This window comes from Corynebacterium tuberculostearicum (assembly GCF_013408445.1).
GTDB classification, from domain to species: domain Bacteria; phylum Actinomycetota; class Actinomycetes; order Mycobacteriales; family Mycobacteriaceae; genus Corynebacterium; species Corynebacterium tuberculostearicum.
The window spans coordinates 310,703-330,730 of record NZ_JACBZL010000001.1 but is presented as its reverse complement, the minus strand read 5'-3'; the positions used below and the strand labels follow the sequence as shown (position 1 = coordinate 330,730).

Genomic DNA, 20,028 nt, shown 5'->3' with positions numbered 1-20,028 from the left:
TTCTACCCTAGCGGGTGGGCCTATCGCTTGGATTGACGGGTAGCGCGCTCGCGCAATTCCCGGAAGTCAAAGCGCTGCTGGCGCTTAGATGGGGCGGCCTCTACCCATGCGCCAAAGGCCATGATGCCATGGGCGTCGGAAGCCAGCTCATATTCTTTTCCTTTGGCCCGAAAGCGAACGACTTCGGTGGCAGCGGACATAAAAGAAGCCTCGTCATCATCAAGCGGGCGGGTGCTCACTACTTCGATGTCGAGGCGGTTGATGCGCAGATCGCAGCGCGGAGAGACAGAACGGAGCTTGAAATACTCCACGAATTCTCCTTCATAACGCAACGAACCATGGCGCCAGGAAAGGGAATTCTTAGCCGGAACTCGGCGCAGGAGGACTGAAGTACCGCGCGATCGCACGGTGAAAAAGCGAAGCGCAGCCAGAAAAATAACTAGCAGCAGGGCCACTCCAAGGGCCCACAGAAGCACTGCAACCACCGTTGAATTCATGGGCCTTTTCACGCCATCCTCGCTCTGTGGAGAAACTGATTCTTTGGATTGTAGCGCCTTGAAGGGCCTACACGCCAATAAGAAAAGGCAAAGAAAAAACGAAGAAGGCGCACCGGCTATAAACCGATGCGCCTTAAGAGAGCAGGAAGGGCGGCTATTGCTGCCCTCTCCTACCAATCCAAGGTATTAAGCCTTGGCGCGGCGAACTGCACGCTGTGCGGCCTCGCCACGGGACTTGGTGAGCTCGTGCTCAGAAGCGAAATCATTCTGAGCCTTCTCCTCATCCACCTCATCGGACCAGATGGCCCAATCAGCGAGGACGGTGATCTTGTCCTGGGTAACGGAGAGGAAACCACCCTGCACGGCGGCGACGCGGCGCTCGCCGTCCACTGGGTGGATGGTCACCACGCCATTATCGATCAGCTGACCGATCATTGGCTCGTGACCGGGAAGCACGCCGATCTCACCCTCGGTGGTCTCAGCCGTGACCATGGAGGCCTGTCCAGACCACAGCAGGCGCTCGACGGAAACCAATTCGGCGGTGATGTCAGCCATGTGCCTCTCCCTACTTCTCGTTCAACTTCTTGTATGCAGCCTCGACGTCGTCCAAGCCACCCAAGCCGTTGAAGGCCTGCTCTGGGTAGTGGTCAAACTCGCCATCGCAGATGCGCTCGAAGGCATCGATGGTCTCAGACAGCGGCACGTAGGAGCCCGGCAGGCCAGTGAACTTCTGTGCGACGAAGAAGTTCTGGCCCAAGAAGCGCTCGATACGGCGGGCACGCTGAACGGTGACCTTATCCTCCTCAGACAGCTCGTCCATACCAAGGATGGCGATGATGTCCTGGAGCTCCTTGTTCTTCTGCAGAATACCGATGACGCGCTGTGCAACCTCGTAGTGCTTCTCGCCAACGATACCCGGCTCGAGGATACGAGAGGTAGAGGTCAGCGGGTTCACTGCAGGGTAAATACCCTTGGAAGCAATAGCACGGTCCAGCTCGGTGGTGGCGTCCAAGTGAGCGAACGTCGTTGCCGGAGCCGGGTCGGTGTAGTCATCGGCAGGAACGTAAACGGCCTGCAGGGACGTAATGGAACGGCCCTTGGTCGAGGTAATGCGCTCCTGCAGAACACCCATCTCATCAGCCAGGGTTGGCTGGTAGCCCACGGCAGAAGGCATACGACCCAGCAGGGTCGAAACCTCAGAGCCGGCCTGGGTGAAACGGAAGATGTTGTCGATGAACAGCAGCACGTCCTGGTTCTGCACATCGCGGAAGTACTCCGCCATGGTCAGGCCGGACAGAGCCACGCGCATACGGACTCCTGGCGGCTCATCCATCTGGCCGAAGACAAGTGCGGTATCTTGCAGCACGCCCATCTCTTCCATTTCCAGGAAGAGGTCGGTGCCCTCACGGGTGCGCTCGCCGACGCCGGCGAAGACGGAGGTACCGGAGAACTCACGGGCGATACGGGTAATCATCTCCTGAATGAGAACGGTCTTACCCACACCTGCGCCGCCGAAGAGGCCAATCTTGCCGCCCTTAACGTACGGGGTCAGCAGGTCAATGACCTTAATGCCGGTCTCCAGAATCTCGGTCTTACCCTCGAGCTGGTCGAACGCTGGCGGTTCGCGGTGGATGCCCCACTGCTCACCATCGCGGCCGAGACCCGGCTCGTCGAGGCAGTCACCGAGGGCGTTGAAGACGTGGCCCTTGACGACGTCGCCGACCGGCACGGAAATTGGCTTTCCGGAGTCGATGACCTCGGCACCGCGGACGAGGCCGTCGGTCGGTGCCATGGACACGGTACGGACAAGGTTGTCACCGAGGTGCTGAGCGACCTCGAGGGTGACGGTCTTTGCAACAGCTTCGAGCTTAATGTCGACGTGCAGTGCGTTGTACAGGGCCGGCAGTGCCTCACGTGGGAATTCCACGTCCACAACCGGACCGATGACGCGCACGACACGACCGGCGACTGCCGAAGACTGTGCATTCTGCTCTTGCAGAGCTGTAGTCATAATCTAGTCACTTTCTGCGCTGTCAGATAGCGCGCCAGCGCCACCGACGATCTCTGAAATTTCCTGGGTAATCTGTGCCTGACGGGCCTGGTTAGCCACGCGAGAGAGGTCCTCGACCATCTCGGTTGCGTTGTCAGTAGCAGACTTCATAGCTGTACGGCGTGCAGCGGACTCGGAAGCAGAAGCTTCCAAGAACATAGCAAACAGGATACGCGAGACGTACTGCGGAAGCAGCGCTTCCATCAGCGTCTCTGCGTCTGGCTCGAACTCGAATCCTGCGGCAACGTCGTCCGCAGATGCAGAGTCAGTCAGAGCGGATTCACCGAGGTGATACTCCTCATCCTGAATAACCGGCTGAACTGGCAACAGCTGCTGAGCACGCGCGGTCTGGGTCAGCATGGACTCAAACTCGGTGTAGACAACGTGTACCTGGTCAAAGCCACGTACACCGGCGCCCTCACCCTGCGCATGCAGGCCGTCGCGGCCCTTGGTAGTGCCATGGGAACCAGCAATGAAGCCATCAATCAAGTGACGGCGCACATCGTGGGTGGTCTCCCAGGTTGGATCCTGAGAGAAACCGCCCCAGCTGCCAACTACCTCGTCCTCGCGGAACTTGTAGTGGCCGATGCCCTTATTACCGGTAACGTAGCGAACTACCTCGTAGCCCTTGCTTTCCAGGAGAGCTTGCAGCTGTGCTGCCTTCTTGAAGACGTTGTTGTTATAGCCACCGCACATACCGCGGTCAGAAGTGACCACGAGGATGGCGGCGACGTTTCCGTCTTCACGCTCACGCAGCATGTCATGCTCCAACGTAGAGGCGGCAGCCAGCTTGTTCATCATGCTGGTCATCTCAGCCGCGTACGGCTGAGAGGCCTCTACCCTAGTCTGCGCCTTGGTAATGCGCGAGGTAGCAATGAGCTCCTGGGCCTTGGTGATCTTCTTAGTCGAATTGACGGACCGGATGCGGTCACGTAGTTCGCGAAGATTAGCCATCGTTTCTCCTCCCTTCTTTAATCTAGACGGTTAGTTGTGAGTTCTGAACTCTACTTAGCCGTCTTGCGGGAGACGTTGAGCTCGGTGTTCTTAACGTCGCTTTCATCCAAAGGCTCTACCGGCGCCTCGGAGCCCAAGTTGTGGCCCTCGGAGGTGCGGAAGGTCGGCTGGAAGTCCTTAGCTGCCGCAACCAATGCGTCCTTGGACTCATCGGTCAGCGGCTTGCCGCCGGAAATCTGCTCAAAGACCTCTGGGGTATTGGCATTGAGGTACTCGTGCACCTCGTCCTCGAAGCGGCGGACGTCTTCAACGGGAACGACGTCGAAGATGCCAGCCTCGGCGAGGTAAATGGACACCATCTGGTACTCCACCGGCTGCGGGGAGGACTCCGACTGCTTCAGCAGCTCGACCAGACGGGAACCGCGCTCCAACTGAGCCTTGGAAGCAGCATCCAGGTCAGATGCGAATGCCGCGAAGGCCTGCAGGTCACGGTAGGAAGCGAGGTCCAGACGCAGGTTACCTGCGACCTTCTTCATGCCCTTGGTCTGTGCAGCGCCACCGACACGGGAGACGGAAACACCGACGTTAATAGCCGGGCGAACGCCCTGGTTGAACAGGTCGGACTCCAGGAAGACCTGGCCGTCAGTAATGGAAATGACGTTGGTCGGAATGAAGGCACCGACGTCGTTTGCCTTGGTCTCGATGATCGGCAGGGCGGTCATGGAGCCAGCACCCATGTCGTCGGAAAGCTTTGCAGCACGCTCCAGCAGGCGGGAGTGCAGGTAGAACACATCGCCTGGGTATGCCTCGCGTCCCGGCGGACGGCGCAGCAGCAAAGAAATGGCACGGTAGGCCTCAGCCTGCTTGGTCAGGTCATCGTAGATAACCAGGACGTGGTTGCCCTGGTACATCCAGTGCTGACCCAGCGCTGCACCGGAGAACGGTGCCAGCCACTTGAAGCCGGCGGAATCGGAAGCCGGTGCGGCCACGATGGTGGTGTAATCCAGTGCGCCGTGCTCCTCAAGGGTGCGGCGCACGCCAGCGATGGTCGAGCCCTTCTGGCCGATAGCGACGTAGATGCAGCGTACCTGCTTGTCCTTGTCGCCGGACTCCCAGTTAGCCTTCTGGTTCAAAATGGTATCGATGCAGACCGCGGTCTTACCGGTCTTACGGTCACCGATGACCAGCTGGCGCTGGCCGCGGCCGATCGGGGTCATTGCGTCGATAGCCTTGATGCCGGTCTGCATTGGCTCTTCAACCGGCTGGCGCTGCAGCACGGATGGTGCCTGCAGCTCGAGGACGCGCTCCTCTTCAGCGTTGATTGGGCCCATGCCGTCGATCGGCTGACCCAATGGGTTAATTACGCGGCCGAGGAATTCCTCGCCCACTGGGATGGAGAGAACCTCGCCGGTCCTCTTAACCTCGTCGCCCTCCTTGAGGGACTCGAAGTTGCCCAGGACCACGACACCGATGGAGTTGGTGTCGAGGTTCTGTGCGACGCCAATCACGCCGCCTGGGAACTCGAGCAGCTCATTCGCCATAACGGACGGCAGGCCAGAAACCTGCGCAATACCGTCAGCTGCCGAAATGACCACGCCGACCTCCTCACGGGAGGCCTCCGCGGAGTAGCTCGAGGTGTAGTTCGCAATCGCACTACGGATCTCGTCGGAGGAGATCGTCAGCTCCGCCATGTTCTTCCTGCTCTCGGTAGTATCTTCCAGCACTTACTTAAATCGTTTCTGTCGTTTCGGCTACGCCATCTGGGCACGCAGGCGGGCAATCTTGCCTGCCGTGGAGCCATCAATGACTTCATCGCCGACGCGGATGCGCATGCCACCGAGGAGGCTGGTGTCAACCTCAGAGTGAATGGACATCGCACGACCATAAATTTTGCCCAGCTTCTCAGCGAGTACTGCTTGCTGGCCTTCGTTTAGTTCACCCGCTGCGGTAACGCGCGCAATGGTACGGTCCTGCAGGTCAGCTGCAGAATCGGCCAGTGCGGCTACATCATCGATCGGGTTCTGCTCTGGGCGGGAGATGGCCTGAAGCACGAGTGCCTCAGTAAACATCGTGACCTTGCCGTAGAGCACATTTGCCAGCAATCCGCGCTTGCGGGCGGAATCAGCAGTTCGGTCGGAAAGCAGCTGGGTGAGCTCGCCCTCACGGTCAAGGATCTGGGACAGGCGGAAGAGCTCGTCTTCTACCTGACCCAGCTGACCCTGCGCCTCAGCACCGCGCAGCAGTGCGCGGCGGCCCAGGGACACCAAGCCCTTGACAAAGTCCTTCGGGGTGGACCACTGTGCGGCCGCAGCTTCCTGGATGATGCGCAGTGCGCCATCGGAAATCTTGGAGCCGAACAGGGTTTCCGCCAGGGACTTACGTGCCTCGCTCGGGGCGGCGATATCGGTGAATGCGACTCGCAATTCGCGGTCTGCATCCAAGACATCGACAACCTCGAAGATATCCAGGCCCGCCTGTGCAGCGGTGGCGACATTGTTGTCGCCTGCCAGGATCTCATCCAAGCGGGTTTGCGAGGTTGCGAGTGCTTCGCGGCTAGCTGCCTTCATAGTTGCCTACTTTCCGGCCGGTGCCACAGAGTCGAGCTCGGACAAGAAGCCATCAATGGTGGAGGACTTCTTAGAGGCGTCGGAAAGCTCGCCGCCCAGAATCTTCTCCGCCAGGTTGATGGAGTTCTGGCCCATTTCGGAACGCAGCTCAGTAACAACCTGCGAGCGGGAAGCCTCCAGCTGCTTCTCGCCATTGGCGACGATGCGGCGGGACTCTTCTTCCGCGTTGGTCTTAGCCTCGGCCTCAATCTGCTTACCGCGCTCGCGCGCCTGCTCGCGGATCTCGGCTGCCTCTGCACGGGCGTCGGCCAGCTGAGCATTGTACTTTTCCAGAGCGGCCTTAGCCTCGGCCTGCTGGGCCTTGGCACGCTTCAAGCCGCCCTCGATCCGGTCTTCACGCTCCTGCAGCATCTTGTTGTACGCCGGAAGAACAAACTTCCAGAACACAATCAGGATGATGGCGAACGGAATGATCGACCAGACCAAGTCGTACATCTTGGGCAGGAGGATGGAGTTGCCGCTCTCTAGCGGCAGGTGCTCACTTCCTTCTGCTGCAAGGTAGTAAATGACGTTGTTCATGGGTCTCCGTTCTTAAAGTTCGATTTACTTGTGTAAAGCGTTCTTTAGAACAGGAAGCCTGCAACGAGGCCGATGAGGGCAAGTGCCTCAACGAAGGCGATACCCAGGAACATGGTGGTGCGCAGCTGGCCGGCCATCTCAGGCTGGCGTGCCATGCCCTCAACGGTCTTGCCAACGAGGATGCCGATGCCCAGGCCCGGGCCGATGGTGGCCAGGCCGTAGCCGAGGGACTGAAGGCCGTCGAAGGAGGTGGTTGCTGCGTCCTGAGCCAGGATGATCTCGTTCATGTGAAAGTCGTTCCCTTTCAATGTATATCCCGCGGGAGTGTCCTGCGGGGCGGTGTTGGTTTGATTTTGGGGTATTTAGTTAACCGCGAGGTTCGCGTTGTTGTTAGTGCGAATCTGCATGCAACGACAATTCGATGTATACCGCCGTCAGCAGGGCAAAGATGTATGCCTGCAAGAAGATGACGATAAGCTCGTAAAGCGTGAACAGAACCGCTGCGACCAGGGTCAAGCCACCCACTGCGGTCCAGGCGTTGAACTGGAAGAAGAAGAAGTTCGTAGCCGAGTACAACAGGACCAAAATGAGGTGACCAGCCAGGAAGTTCGCCATAAGACGAAGAGCCAAGGTGACTGGGCGCATAACAAACGTAGAGAAAGCCTCAATCGGCACGACAAGAATGTGCAAGGCCGGCGGCAGGTTAGGAATAACCACCGAGGACTTGATGAACTTGCCAAAGCCATAGCGCTTAGCGCCGGCGTAAATCATGGCGATATACGCGACAGCGGCCAAGACGATTGGCATACCGATACGGGCGTTCGGAGAAATGTTCAGGCCCGGCACAATAGTTGTGAAGTTCCAGAACAAAACTGCAAAGAAGATAGAGGCCAAAAGTGGAAGGAAGCGACGTCCTTCCTTCTTGCCCAAGATGTCTTCTGCGATCTGAACTCGCACGAAGTCAATCGCATGCTCGCCTACGTTTTGAATTCCTTTAGGAACCAGCTTCGGGTTCCTGAAGGCGACAACAAATAGGAGCACCAGCACGGCCGCCATCAGAAGGCGAACGAGCATGATGCGATCCAAAGCGAACCAACCGTTGGCAAAATCGCTCAACCAGAGGTCAACGACTCCGCCATCATCGGTTACGTGCCCCGGGAAAAATTCTGGGTCCAGTTCGGGTGCGTGGAAGCTACCCTTCATGGCCAATGTTGTAACGCTCAGCGTTCTCTCCCGTGTTCGGGCCACACAGCTTGTCGAAGGCCGTGTGGTGCGATGGACGTCTCAAACTCTCTGCCTCACACACGGACTCCGTCGCACATCAGCGTGCGCAAGACAGGGATTCACCGCTGCGAAAGCCAGCTTTTGTGCTAGCCCGCGGTAACCCGAAGAAAAGCGTATCAGTTAGATCAAGAGTTTTCGCACGTGGGGGGCCACTAACGAGCCCAGTTTCGCCACTGTGGGCTCAATTCCGCCACAAATTCACAACAAAAAGGCCACATTCTGCCTAAATCCTGCTACGTGGAGTTCATCACACTTGCCTATTTCCCCACCTTGACGGGGGTAACCACAACAGAAACGATTGCATGCACGCAAAGCAAAAGGGCCCACCACCTTTCCTTCCAGAAAAGCGGTGGGCCCTTTAAGAGGCCTCTTCCCTACTACGAGACGTAGGTGACGCGCGAGGTTACTACAGCCCACACCTCCGTGCCCAAGGTGGCGAAAAGGGCCAGCATGACGGTTACGAACAGCGCCACGGTGTCATAAAAATCCATATCCCGGATTACGAGAAGCACCATGACCAAGACGATGACCTTAAGTAGCCAACCGCCCAGCACCACGGCCATAGTGTTGGCAGGAGTGGTATTGGCGGTTAGCAATACCGACAAGGCGGTAAACAAGACGAAGCCGCCACCGATAGCGGCGCCGACCAGGACTCCCCAAATGCCGGGGAGACCACTGATACCGCCCCAAACGGCCAAGGAGACCACCGTGATAACCAGCAGGGCAAGACCACCCAGCTTGACCGCCCTTTGCATGGGACGGCGGTGGTCATCAAATTCCGAGGGTTGCGTAGTCGCTTGTGCTTCACTCACGGCTACACACCCTACCTCACGAGGGCTCGGATTCCTTCACCACGACGGTCTCTCGCGCGGCAGGCCCAATCTTTCCTTGGCGCAAAGGCACGAGGGTCGCCGCGAACGCGAGGAGCAAGGCAACGATGGTGACGCCAATGGCCACCGGCGCGGGCACGATGGAAAAGGACACCGCGCCGAAGGCTACGGCGGAGACCCACAGGTAAAGAACCAGCACGGTCCGGCGGTGGGTATGGCCGAGCGAGAGTAGGCGGTGATGGATGTGCGCCTTATCCGCAGAAAACGGTGAGCGGCCCTGGGACAGACGGCGAATGACGGCCCAGACAAGGTCTAGGACTGGAATAAACACCGCTGCGGCCACCACGATGATGGGCGACATCAAGGCGACAATGTCCACCGTGCCGTAAAGCGACATGTTGATCTTGCCAGACGCAGAAGTCGAGGCCGCAGCGAGCAAGAGACCGATAAGCATCGAGCCAGAATCCCCCATGAAGATGCGCGACGGTTCGAAGTTATGCGGCAAGAATCCAGCGCACATGCCCACCAGGGCAGCGCTGATGATGGCCGGTGGGTAGGCCGAGACCGCACCGCCTTGGTCATGGAGAACGGTCAAAGAAAACACCAGAATTGCCCCGCCCGCAATCATGCCAAGGCCTGCCGCTAGGCCATCGAGTCCGTCGACAAAGTTGATGGCATTGATCAGCAAAACGGTAAAGAATGCGGTGAGCAGGGTGCTTTGCAATTGGTCGAGGACGACCGTGGTGCCGCCGCCAAAGGGGATGAAAAGCAGCGTCCAGGTAAGGCCCAGCCCACTCATCAAGGTGGCCGCAAAGAGCTGGCCAAAAAGCTTCACTATGGCACTCAGTTCCACCAAGTCATCAACCACTCCGACAAGGACTAGCGCCAGGGCCGCCCAGAGCACCGCATTCATCTCCGGAGTGACGGGCATAAAGCCGCGAGTCAAGGCTGGAAGCTGGGCTGCGAGGAATATCGCCGCCGCGAAGCCGGTAAACATGGCCACCCCACCCATGCGCGGGGTGGGCTGTGTGTGGGCGTCGCGCAGCCTAATCTCCGCCACGCGGCCGGTGCGCACCAAAAAGGAGCGCACCACACCGGTGGTGAGATACGTAAATGCTGCTGCGACGAGGATGACGAGGGCCAACTCGCGCAGCGGGACACCACTGCCGCTCACGCGAATTCCCCCTTAAGCCTGTGGGCGGGTACGCAGGGTCTGCGCGTCGACGCCGATAACCTCGCCGATTTCCTCGGCCGAGAGCGCTCCTTCGCGCAGCAGGTACGGGCACTCACCGGAGAGATCAATGATGGTCGACGGCTTGCCGACGGCCGTCTCTCCCCCATCCAAGTAAACCGTCACGGCTTTACCAAGCTGCTGCTTGGCCATAAGCGCCGTGGTCGGCGGCTGGTGGCCAGAAATATTGGCGGAGGACACTGCCATGGGGCCAACCTCGCGCAGCAGCTCAATGGCGATGGGATGCAACGGCATGCGCAGCATCACGGTGCCGCGGGTATCGCCGAGGTTCCACGGCAGGGACGGCGCTTGCGGGACGACGATGGACAGGCCACCGGGCCAGAAGGCCTCCACCAAGTCACGCGCAGTATCCGTATAGGAAGCAACCAGACCGCGAACGGTATCCCAGGACCCCACCAAAACCGGCACCGGCATATCCGGGCCGCGCTGCTTGGTGGCCAAGAGGTTGGCTACGGCATCATTATCAAAGGCATCGCAGCCGAGGCCGTAGAGCGTATCGGTGGGCATGACCACAAGGCGACCGGATTGCGCAGCCTTGACCGCAATATTCATGCCCTCTTCGCGCTCGGCATCATCGGCGCAGTTAAAAATCTTTCCTTGCATAATCTTTTCCCCTTCTTGCCCTTAATGGTGTCTTAGTCTACCCCGCGCACCGCAGTGACAAAGCGGGGCGTTCCCGTCAGATCCTGCAGCGCGGCGATCTGTTCGAAGCCGCCGTGTCGGGCCAATGCGGCTTGGACGGCCTCGCTCGTGGAGTCGTCGTGTTCGATGGCTAGCTTGCCGCCCGGGCGCACAAGGCGCGCAATGGTCGGGATAAGGCCGGTGATGACCCCCATCCCATCCGCTCCGGCAAAAACCGCGTTATGCGGGTCATGATAGACCTCGGGATCAAGATCCGGGGTCTCCGGCACGTAGGGCGGGTTGGTCACGAGCAGGTCCACGGTCCCATTCCAGTCCGCCAAAGTATCGTCGGCCGTGGCGTCAGCCTGGATGACCTCTACCCCGGTGTTACGGGTATTGGCTTGGGTGTAGGCCAGGGCGGCGTCGGCAAGCTCCACTGCCTTCACTTGCGCCTCCGGTAGATAGTGGTGCAGGTAGAGCGCCAACGCGCCCGTGCCGGTGCACAGATCTACCAGCCGCGGGCCGTCCGCGTTGCGCACCGCCCAGTCCGCCATAACCTCGGTTTCCGGCCGCGGGATAAACACTCCCGGGCCCACCTTGAGCTCCAGCGGGCCGAACCAGGCGCTGCCAAGGACGTACTGCAAAGGCTCGCGGGCCTCCCGGCGGTGCAGCAGCGCATCATAGGCCACGTCGAAGCCGGGCATAGGAGCCTGATCGAGCGGGATATCCATGTGGCCGCAGTGGATGAGGTGCGCGGCCATGATGCGTGCATCCCACTCAGGGCTGGCCACCCCGGCAGCACGAAGGCGCTGCACCCCGCGGCGCAGCGCCTGTCCATACGTGTTATCCACGCTGGTTTAGCCCTCGGCCTCGAGGCGCTCGGCGCGCTCTTGGTCCTGCAAGGCCTTAATAAGGTCATTCATGTCACCGTTCAGCACGGAGTCCAGGTTATTGGCCTTGTAACCAATGCGGTGATCCGTGATGCGGTTTTCCGGCCAGTTATAGGTGCGGATACGCTCGGAACGGTCCATGGTGCGCACCTGGGAGGCGCGCTGCTCGCCGGCCTCAGCCTCGCGGGCCTCGCGCTCCATCTGATCCAGACGGGCCTGCAGAACTTGCAGCGCACGCGCCTTATTCTGGATCTGGGAACGCTCCTTCTGACAGGTCACGATAAGCCCGGTCGGCAGGTGGGTAATACGCACCGCGGAGTCAGTGGTGTTCACGCCCTGACCGCCCTTACCAGAAGAACGGTAGACGTCGACGCGAATATCCTTGTCATCGATATTGACGGACTCGACCTCTTCCGGCTCCGGGTAGACCAGCACGCCGGCGGCAGAGGTCTGAATGCGGCCCTGGGACTCGGTTACCGGAACGCGCTGCACGCGGTGCACGCCGCCCTCAAACTTGAATACGGACCAGGCACCATCGCGCGACGGGGACTTGGAACGGAAGGAAATGGTCATATCCTTCACGCCGCCCAGATCGGACTCATTGAGGCCCAAGACCTCCCAATTAAAGCCCGTCTTATCCGCATAGCGCTCGTACATGCGGGCCAGATCGCCGGCAAAGAGGGCTGCTTCTTCGCCGCCCGCGCCGGCCTTGATCTCCATAATGATGTCCTCGGAATCCTGCTCATCGCGCGGCGCGAGCAGGTCAGCGAGCTTTTCTTCCAAGCTCTCCACGGACTTTTCTAGGCGGTCCGCTTCCTCCTGAAAGTCATGGTCCTCATAAGCCATCTCCTTGGCATCAGCGAGATCCTCGCGTGCCTGGGTGAGCTCATCATTGACCATGATGATGGGGCGCAGTTCCGCGTAGCGCTTGGAGAGCTTGCGGAATTGCTTCTGGTCGCCAGCTACTTCCGGATCGGCCATCTGCATCTCAATGCCCTGGTACTCGGACACGATGTCATCAACGAGCGAAACCTGATTAGACATAATCTTCTTCATCCTTATCCGCAGCCATCGGGGCCGAGGAGGCCACCTGCATCAAGAACTCGCCATTGGAGCGGGTCTTCTTCAGCTGCTTAATGAGCAGGTCAATGGCTTGGTGGGAATCCAGGGCGGAGAGGATGCGACGCAGCTTGGTCATGATGCGTGCCTCCTCTGGAACGAGCAGCAGCTCGTCCTTACGGGTGCCGGACGGATTGACGTCCACGGCCGGGAAGACGCGGCGCTCGGAGATGCCACGATCCAGCTTCAGCTCGGCGTTGCCCGTGCCCTTGAACTCCTCGAAGATGACGGTATCGCCGGTAGAGCCGGTCTCCACCATGGCGGTGGCGATAATCGTCAGCGAACCACCCTCTTCGATATTGCGGGCGGCACCCAGGAAGCGCTTTGGCGGGTAGAGCGCATTGGAGTCCACACCGCCGGAGAGAATGCGGCCAGAAGCCGGGGAGGAATTGTTATAGGCGCGGCCTAGGCGAGTGATGGAGTCCAGCAGAACAACGACGTCCTTGCCCTGCTCCACCAGGCGCTTGGCGCGCTCGATAGCCAGCTCCGCCACGGAGGTGTGCTCTGATGGCGGGCGGTCAAAGGTGGAGGCAATTACCTCACCGTTGACGGAGCGCTGCATGTCCGTAACTTCCTCAGGACGCTCGTCTACGAGGACGACCATGAGGTAGCACTCCGGGTTATTGGTAGAAATCGCGTTGGCGATATTCTGCAGAATCGTCGTCTTACCGGCCTTTGGCGGGGAGACGATAAGCGCGCGCTGACCCTTACCAATCGGCATGATGAGGTCAATGACGCGGGTGGTGAGGATCTTCGGATCCGTTTCCAAGCGCAGGCGCTTATTCGGATACAGCGGGGTGAGCTTATTAAAGTGCGGGCGCTGCTTTGCGCCTTCCGGATCGATGCCGTTGACGGTATCGACCTGCACCAGCTGGTTGTACTTGCGGCGGTTGCGGCCATTGCCGTGCGTGTGCGTCGGGCCGGAGACCTTGACCTGGCCGGTGATGGCGTCACCAGAGCGCAGGCCCAGGCGGCGGACGATGCCGTTGTTGACAAAGACGTCGGAAGCCGCGGCGCGATAACCGGTGGTGCGCAGGAAGGCGACATTATTGTCTACGACGTCCAAGATGCCGCCGACGGCTTGCAGCTCATCGCCCTCGCGGACCTGCAAATCGTTGCCGCCGTTATTGTCATTGTTATTTCCGCGGCCGCGGCGGTTGCGGCGGTTGCGGCGCCCACGGCGGTTGCCGCGCTCGTGGTTATTGTTGTCCTCGTGGCGATTGCCGCGCTGCTTATTATCGCCGCGGTCATTCTTCTCGCCCTGGTTATCGGAGCCGTCCTGGGAGTTATTGTCGCGGTTGTCTTTAGCGCCGCCCTTCTCCTCGTTGCGGTTGCGCTCCTCGCGCTCTTGCCGTTCCTGGCGCTCCTGACGCTCTTGGCGGCGGGCGCGGTTGCGGCGAGCGCGGCGGGCCTGGGAGCGCGACTCATAGCGCTGCTCCTCACCAGAGCCCTGCTGACGGTTACCCTGCTTTTCGCTGGATTCTTCCTGCTTTTCCGCCTTCTGTGGCGCTTCATCCTGCGCCTTAGTGCGCGGCTTTTCCGCCTTCTCAGGCTTCTCTGCCTTTTCCGCCTTTTCTACCTGAGCGGCCTTTTCCACCTTGGCCTTGGCCTTGGGCGGAACCTGTCCGGTCTTGATGGCGGTGATGAGATCCCCCTTGCGCAGGGCAGAGACACCACGTAGGCCGCGCTCTGCGGCCATTTTGCGCAATTCCGGCAGCTTCAGGGATGCAAGATCCTGTGCTGCGGTGTTGTCCGTTTCGCTCACGGATATCCTTTCGTTGCTTGACCAGGTCCGATTATGCGGGAGCCGCCGCAGCCTATGCTCGCGGCGTTGCACTGGAAGCCAATGTGTATTTTTCTAGGACTTCTCGCCCTCGTGCCAAGGCGCATGCGCGTCCTGCCGGGCAATAAGTATGAGGCCTCTTCCGTGTCCTTGTGGAGACTTCGCACAGCGAGTGCACGAACCGGAAGAAATCAAGAAACGACTGCGGGCAAAAATACTTCTCTGGGCCCGAATACATAGGAAAGGGGAGCTAAAACTTTCCGGTTTCCTACCAGTCGCGAACAAGTATAACGCATAGGGAGCAACGCCCGCACCATGACACCGCTACAGTAGAGGCATGCTTTCCACGATGATGGATATCCCCCTCTCCCTGACCCGCATTTTGGAATACGGTGCCTCGGTACACGGGGACACCACGGTTACCACTTGGCACGGTGAGGGCACCGGCTCGGAATTCGATCCGGCCGAGGAAGTTACCTTCCGCGATATCGCTGCCCGCGCCGCCGCGTTCGCCCACGCCATTCACGATGAATTGGGTATCACCAGCGATGAGCGCGTGGGCAGCTTTATGTGGAATTGCGCCGAGCACTTGGAGGTAATGTTCGGCACCGCCTGCAAGGGCGCGGTTTTTGCCCCCCTGAATAAGCAGCTGATGAATGACCAGATCCGCCACATTATTAACCATGCGGAAATCTCCGCCATCGTGTGCGATCCCCGCTTGGCGCAGCAGCTAGGCAAGGTGCTCGTGGGCACCGACTCCGTGGGAAGCGTCATCATCACCGGCGCCCAACCAGCGCAGCAGTTTGCTCACCTTTTCCCCCGCGGGGTTGAGGTGTATTCCTATGAGGCTCTTATCGACGGCCGCTCTACCGTCTATGACTGGCCCGAACTAGATGAGCGCACGGCCGCGGCGCTGTGCTATTCCACGGGCACCACGGGCGCGCCCAAGGGAGTGCTGTATTCGCACCGGTCTCTCTATTTGGAGGCCATGCAGCTGCGTTCCTCGGACTCGCTGTGCATTACCCACGGCGAGACCTTCCTGTGCTGCATTCCTATCTGCCACGTGCTCAGCTGGGGCGTTCCCTTCACCTGTTTCATGACGGGCACCCCGCTGGTGCTTCCCGACGCCGACGTGTCCGCCCCCACCCTAGCCAAGGCCATCGCCGCTACCTCTCCACGCGTGGCACACGGCGTGCCCACCATCTGGATTCAGCTCTTTGTCCACTACATGCACCATCCACCAGAGCGCATGACGCTCACCGAGATCTACGCCGGCGGCTCCCCCGTCCCGCCGACGCTGATCAAGATGTGGGAGGAGCGCTACGGCGTCGATGTGGTCCACGTGTGGGGCATGGTGGAAACCTCCACCGTGGGCAGCGTTGCCCGCCCGCCCCAGGGCGCCTCCGGCGATACCCGCTGGGCCTACCGCGTATCCCAAGGCCGCATCCCCGCCTCACTGGAATACCGCGTGGTCAACGACGGACAAGTCGTCGCTCGCACCGACCGCAATGCCGGCGAGCTGCAGGTGCGCGGCAACCTGGTCACCGGTTCCTACTACCACTCGCCCACCGCTGAGCCGGGCGAAATCGCCTCCGAATTCCGCGGCAAGCAAGTCGAGGCCGCCGAGGATAAGTTCACCGCCGATGGCTGGCTGCGCACTGGCGACGTCGGCTCTGTTACCAAGGACGGCTTCCTTACCGTGGAGGACCGCGCCCGCGATGTCATTCGCTCCGGCGGCGAATGGATCTATTCCGTGCAGCTAGAAAACCTCATCATGTCTGACGAGCTTGTCGTCGAGGCCGCCGTGATTGGCTACCCCGATAAGCAATGGGTCGAGCGCCCACTCGCCGTCACAGTATTGGCCGAGGGCGCCTCGCCCACCATCGAAACCGCAGAGCGCCTGCGCGCCAGCATGCGCAAGGAACTGCCGAGCTGGATGCTGCCGGAGTATTGGACCTTTGTGAAGTCCATCGATAAGACATCCGTGGGCAAGTTCGATAAGAAAGATTTGCGCGCCCACCTGGCAGAGGGCGAGTACAACATCATCCGGCTCAAGGGCCCAGGCGAATCCCAGCGCCTCGATGCCACCAACGCCGCCGATTTAAGCCGGGAAAACTAGGAATAAATTCGCGTCAGTCGCCGTTGCAGCTTGGTGTACCTCGTCCCCTCTCTTAGACTGGCACCAATGACCTCTTCCTCCCAGCAGCCCGTGGTTTCCCTGCCCCTTCCTACCGTGGGCCGAGCGAAACCGCCGGCGGATCTGCCCGCACCGGCCGCTGATGGCACGCGCGCATTGCTGGATCGCTATGGACGCCAGGCCCGTGACCTGCGCGTCTCACTCACGGATCGCTGCAACCTGCGCTGCACCTATTGCATGCCGGCCGAAGGCTTGGAGTGGATGCCCACAGAGCAAACCTTGAGCGATGAGGAAACCATCCGGCTGATCCGGATAGGCGTCGGCAAGCTAGGCATCCGCCAAGTGCGCTTTACCGGCGGCGAACCACTGCTGCGCAAGTCGCTGGAGAAAATTATTGCCGCGACCAAACAGCTGCGCACCGACCAAGGCCGCTCCCCATCCACCGCGCTGACCACCAACGGGCTTGGCCTAGAAAAGCGCGCCGGCGCCCTCGCCGCGGCCGGGCTCGACCGCATCAATATCTCGCTCGACACCATCGACCGCGAGCGCTACGCCGCGCTCACCCGCCGCGACCGGCTCGACCACGTGTTGCAGGCCATCGCCGCCGCGGATGCCGCGGGCCTGCATCCCATCAAGATCAACGCCGTGGTCATGCCCGGGGTCAACGAAGAAGACATCGTTCCACTGGCGGACTATGCCGTCCACCACGGCGCCCAGCTCCGTTTCATCGAGCAGATGCCGCTCGGGCCCCGCGAGCAGTGGCGCCGCGAGGACATGGTCACGGCCGAAGATATCCTCACCCGCCTGCGCACCCACTTTTCCATGGAGCCGGCACGCGAGCCACGCGGTTCCGCCCCCGCCGCCCTGTGGGAGGTCAGCGCTCCGGATGGCACGCGCGGCACGCTAGGCATCATTGCCTCGGTCACCCACCCCTTCTGCGGCGATTGCGACCGCACCCGTCTTACTACCGACGGCGCCATTCGCAATTGCCTGTTTGGCAATTCCGAAACCCCACTGCGAGACCTGCTGCGCTCCGGCGCGAGCGATGAGGACATCATGGAGGCTTGGGCCGGGGAAATGTGGACCAAAAAGCCCGGTCATGGCATTGATGACGAGGGCTTCCTCCAACCAGACCGTCCGATGTCCGCCATCGGCGGCTAACCTGAGTCTTATGTCCACGCCCCGCAGCATCTCCGCGCACCTCGACGCCGTACTCGCGCTGGCTTCCACGCCACCGGCCGAGTCCGCACCCGTCGACGCCTCCCTCACCGGCCGCGTCCTCGCCGCCGACGCCCCCGCGCGCTTTCCCGTGCCGCCCCACGCCAACTCGGCTATGGATGGCTTCCTCGTCCATGCCGCGGATCTCTCCTCCACCGCGCCATGGACCCTCCCCGTCGCCGGCGATGTACCGGCCGGCGCGGCTCCTATCGATGTACCCGCCGGCCAGGCAGTGCGCATCATGACCGGCGCCCCCGTGGCCGATACCGCAGGAATGCTCGTCGTTCCCGTGGAAGACACCACCACCCCGGCCGGCCCGGTAGCACTTCCGGACGAGGTCACCATCACCGAGGCCCCCACCAAATCGCATATCCGCCCCGCCGGCGAGGACATCCAGCCCGGCGCGCCAGTCGCCACCGCCGGCACGCTTATCGACGCCGCCGTCATCGCCGCCCTCACCTCCTCCGGCGTATATACCGTTACGGCCTACCGGCGCCCGCGCATCGCGGTCATCTCTTCCGGCGAAGAACTTGTCGCTTCCCCAGTAGAGCTCGCCCCCGGCCAACTACCGGATTCCAATGGCCCGATGCTCGCTGCCCTTGCAGGTGCAGACGCACACGTCCACGTGGGTGATGCCCCTGCGGACCTCGCCTCTGCGCTGGATGAACTTTCCTCCTCCCACGACCTCATCATCACGTCCGGTGGCGTATCAGCCGGCGCCTTCGACGTCGTGCACACCGTACTCGGGCGCACGGATTCCGCGTGGTTCGGGCACGTCGACCAGCGCCCGGGTGCCCCGCAGGGCTACTCCCTGTGGAATGACACCCCGGTGCTGTGCTTGCCCGGCAATCCCGTGGCAGCCTTCGTCGATTTTCAGCTCTATGCCCGGCCACTTATCGCCGCGCTGTCCGGACACCCCGCGCCACGCCAGCGGGTCAACCTCCGCGCCCGGGTGGATTCGCCCCTTCCCGCCTCCCGCGGCCGGCCGACCATTGTTCCCGTCACCGTAGACTTTCAGGCGGCGCCCGCCATTACCTCGCACCTGCCCCACGGCAGTCACCGAGTCGTGCCGCTGGCCGGCACCAATGGCTTTTGCATCATCGACTCCGAGCCGCCGGCCATGGGCGAGGACATCACCGTTTATCTGTATTAAGGAGCAACCATGGAATTTACCCACCTGAACTCTGACGGCGCCGCCTACATGGTCGACGTCACCGAGAAGCAGCCCACCGTGCGCACCGCCACCGCCGAAGGCGAGGTCGCCTGCTCACCCGAGGTCATGGCCGCCCTGCGCGATGGCACCGTGCCCAAGGGCGATGTCCTCGCGGTCGCTCGCATTGCTGGAATTTCGGCCGCCAAGAAGGTCCCCGAGCTGCTTCCACTGGCACATACCATCGGCGTGCACGGCTGCGCAGTGGAGCTCACGCTTGCCGACGACCACGTGTCCATCTCCGCCACCGTCCGCACCGCCGACCGCACCGGCGTGGAGATGGAGGCGCTGACGGCCGTGAACGTTTCCGCGCTCGCCATCATCGACATGGTCAAGGGCGTGGACCGCTCCGCGTATATCCGCCGCTGCGGCATCGTAGCGAAGTCCGGCGGCCGCTCTGGCGACTGGTCCCGCACCCTCCCGGAGTCCTAATGCTCGGCGCGGTCATCCTCGCCGGCGGCCACGGCAGGCGCATGGGCGGCGCCGATAAGGCCTCCCTTTTTGCCCACGGCACGCGCTTTATCGACCGCCTGCTCGCCCAGCTTCCCTACGGCACCCCGACCGTGGCCGTCTCCCCGCATCGCCTCGGCCTGCCCCAGGTCTGCGAGTCACCGCTCTACGGTGGTCCCGTCGCCGGCATCGCGGCCGGCGCCCAGGCGTTATCCCACTGCTCCGAGCTCGCCCTCTTCGCCGTGGATGCCCCCGATTCGCCGCAGCTGCTTCCCCGCCTGCGCTCGGCCCTCGCTTCCTCCTCGGCCGATGCCGTACTCACCCGCGCCGCCGACGGCTACCCCCAGCCACTGTGTTCCCTCTGGAGCGCTCCCGCGCTCCACGCTCAGCTCGAGTCCCTTCCCACGACTCAGAACGTCTCCGTCCGCCGCCTCATCCGTGGTGCCAACTTCATCGAGATTCCCGGCACCGGTGCCGAACGCGACTACGACACCCGTGCGGAGCTGCGCGAGCTTCCTGCGTTCACTCCACGCACCGCCCTTCGCGCTCACTGAGAGCCGCAGCCAACGCGAAAATACCGTCCCGGT

The 20,028-nt window shown here is 61.3% G+C and carries 20 protein-coding genes; 5 read left to right on the top strand and 15 right to left on the bottom strand.

The genetic code is table 11. The features are described from left to right. Positions 1-20: 20 nt before the first annotated feature. The 15 genes from BJ985_RS01585 to rho all read right to left on the bottom strand — a co-directional run bounded on the left by BJ985_RS01585 (position 21) and on the right by rho (position 14,408). Entirely contained in the window at positions 21-497 is a 477-nt protein-coding gene (locus BJ985_RS01585) for a DUF2550 domain-containing protein (protein WP_179386384.1), read from the bottom strand. Between the two features lie 186 nt (positions 498-683). After that, on the bottom strand, positions 684-1,052 hold the full coding sequence (locus tag BJ985_RS01580) for a F0F1 ATP synthase subunit epsilon (protein ID WP_049361376.1): 369 nt from the start codon (positions 1,050-1,052) through the stop codon (positions 684-686). A gap of 10 nt (positions 1,053-1,062) precedes the next feature. Beyond that, positions 1,063-2,508 (bottom strand): F0F1 ATP synthase subunit beta, encoded by a 1,446-nt coding sequence (gene atpD / locus BJ985_RS01575; protein ID WP_049361377.1) that lies wholly within the window; start codon positions 2,506-2,508, stop codon positions 1,063-1,065. Between the two features lie 3 nt (positions 2,509-2,511). Then, positions 2,512-3,501 carry a F0F1 ATP synthase subunit gamma gene (locus tag BJ985_RS01570; RefSeq protein ID WP_179386383.1) on the bottom strand — a complete coding sequence of 330 codons (990 nt, stop codon included), beginning with the start codon at positions 3,499-3,501 and terminating at the stop codon, positions 2,512-2,514. 50 nt (positions 3,502-3,551) lie between these two features. Then, positions 3,552-5,192, bottom strand: coding sequence for a F0F1 ATP synthase subunit alpha (gene atpA / locus BJ985_RS01565; RefSeq protein ID WP_023021750.1), 1,641 nt, complete (start codon positions 5,190-5,192; stop codon positions 3,552-3,554). 60 nt (positions 5,193-5,252) lie between these two features. Continuing rightward, positions 5,253-6,068, bottom strand: coding sequence for a F0F1 ATP synthase subunit delta (locus BJ985_RS01560; RefSeq protein WP_179386382.1), 816 nt, complete (start codon positions 6,066-6,068; stop codon positions 5,253-5,255). Positions 6,069-6,074: 6 nt separating this feature from the next. After that, a complete protein-coding gene (locus BJ985_RS01555) occupies positions 6,075-6,647 on the bottom strand; it encodes a F0F1 ATP synthase subunit B (protein ID WP_179386381.1) in 573 nt (190 codons plus the stop codon). Positions 6,648-6,691: 44 nt separating this feature from the next. Continuing rightward, positions 6,692-6,934, bottom strand: a complete 243-nt coding sequence (locus BJ985_RS01550) for an ATP synthase F0 subunit C (protein WP_049361381.1) — start codon at positions 6,932-6,934, stop codon at positions 6,692-6,694. Positions 6,935-7,037: 103 nt separating this feature from the next. Beyond that, complete coding sequence (gene atpB, locus BJ985_RS01545) at positions 7,038-7,850, bottom strand: F0F1 ATP synthase subunit A (RefSeq protein ID WP_179386380.1); 813 nt, start codon at positions 7,848-7,850, stop codon at positions 7,038-7,040. Between the two features lie 458 nt (positions 7,851-8,308). Further along, complete coding sequence (locus BJ985_RS01540; RefSeq protein WP_218840748.1) at positions 8,309-8,686, bottom strand: Cg1360 family ATP-synthase-associated protein; 378 nt, start codon at positions 8,684-8,686, stop codon at positions 8,309-8,311. Positions 8,687-8,759: 73 nt separating this feature from the next. Continuing rightward, positions 8,760-9,935 (bottom strand): glycosyltransferase family 4 protein, encoded by a 1,176-nt coding sequence (locus BJ985_RS01535; protein ID WP_179386378.1) that lies wholly within the window; start codon positions 9,933-9,935, stop codon positions 8,760-8,762. A gap of 12 nt (positions 9,936-9,947) precedes the next feature. Continuing rightward, a complete protein-coding gene (locus tag BJ985_RS01530) occupies positions 9,948-10,616 on the bottom strand; it encodes an L-threonylcarbamoyladenylate synthase (RefSeq protein ID WP_179386377.1) in 669 nt (222 codons plus the stop codon). Between the two features lie 32 nt (positions 10,617-10,648). Beyond that, positions 10,649-11,485 (bottom strand): peptide chain release factor N(5)-glutamine methyltransferase, encoded by an 837-nt coding sequence (prmC, locus tag BJ985_RS01525; RefSeq protein WP_179386376.1) that lies wholly within the window; start codon positions 11,483-11,485, stop codon positions 10,649-10,651. 6 nt (positions 11,486-11,491) lie between these two features. Next, a complete protein-coding gene (gene prfA, locus BJ985_RS01520; RefSeq protein WP_040425038.1) occupies positions 11,492-12,568 on the bottom strand; it encodes a peptide chain release factor 1 in 1,077 nt (358 codons plus the stop codon). Further along, positions 12,561-14,408, bottom strand: a complete 1,848-nt coding sequence (gene rho / locus BJ985_RS01515) for a transcription termination factor Rho (protein WP_179386375.1) — start codon at positions 14,406-14,408, stop codon at positions 12,561-12,563. Before rho ends, prfA begins: the two co-directional genes overlap by 8 nt. 355 nt (positions 14,409-14,763) lie before the next feature. On the opposite strand from rho, the gene BJ985_RS01510 reads away from it, so the two are divergent. From BJ985_RS01510 to mobA, 5 genes are all read left to right on the top strand, one after another. Beyond that, positions 14,764-16,545 (top strand): long-chain fatty-acid--CoA ligase, encoded by a 1,782-nt coding sequence (locus BJ985_RS01510; RefSeq protein WP_179386374.1) that lies wholly within the window; start codon positions 14,764-14,766, stop codon positions 16,543-16,545. Positions 16,546-16,611: 66 nt separating this feature from the next. Then, positions 16,612-17,724 carry a GTP 3',8-cyclase MoaA gene (moaA, locus tag BJ985_RS01505; protein ID WP_005323394.1) on the top strand — a complete coding sequence of 371 codons (1,113 nt, stop codon included), beginning with the start codon at positions 16,612-16,614 and terminating at the stop codon, positions 17,722-17,724. Between the two features lie 10 nt (positions 17,725-17,734). Continuing rightward, positions 17,735-18,934: a molybdopterin molybdotransferase MoeA gene (locus BJ985_RS01500; protein WP_179386373.1), complete on the top strand. Its 1,200-nt coding sequence runs from the start codon at positions 17,735-17,737 to the stop codon at positions 18,932-18,934. Between the two features lie 9 nt (positions 18,935-18,943). Beyond that, positions 18,944-19,423 carry a cyclic pyranopterin monophosphate synthase MoaC gene (gene moaC / locus BJ985_RS01495; RefSeq protein ID WP_005323396.1) on the top strand — a complete coding sequence of 160 codons (480 nt, stop codon included), beginning with the start codon at positions 18,944-18,946 and terminating at the stop codon, positions 19,421-19,423. Further along, positions 19,423-19,995, top strand: coding sequence for a molybdenum cofactor guanylyltransferase (gene mobA / locus BJ985_RS01490; protein ID WP_179386372.1), 573 nt, complete (start codon positions 19,423-19,425; stop codon positions 19,993-19,995). Before moaC ends, mobA begins: the two co-directional genes overlap by 1 nt. The last annotated feature ends 33 nt before the right edge of the window (positions 19,996-20,028 follow it).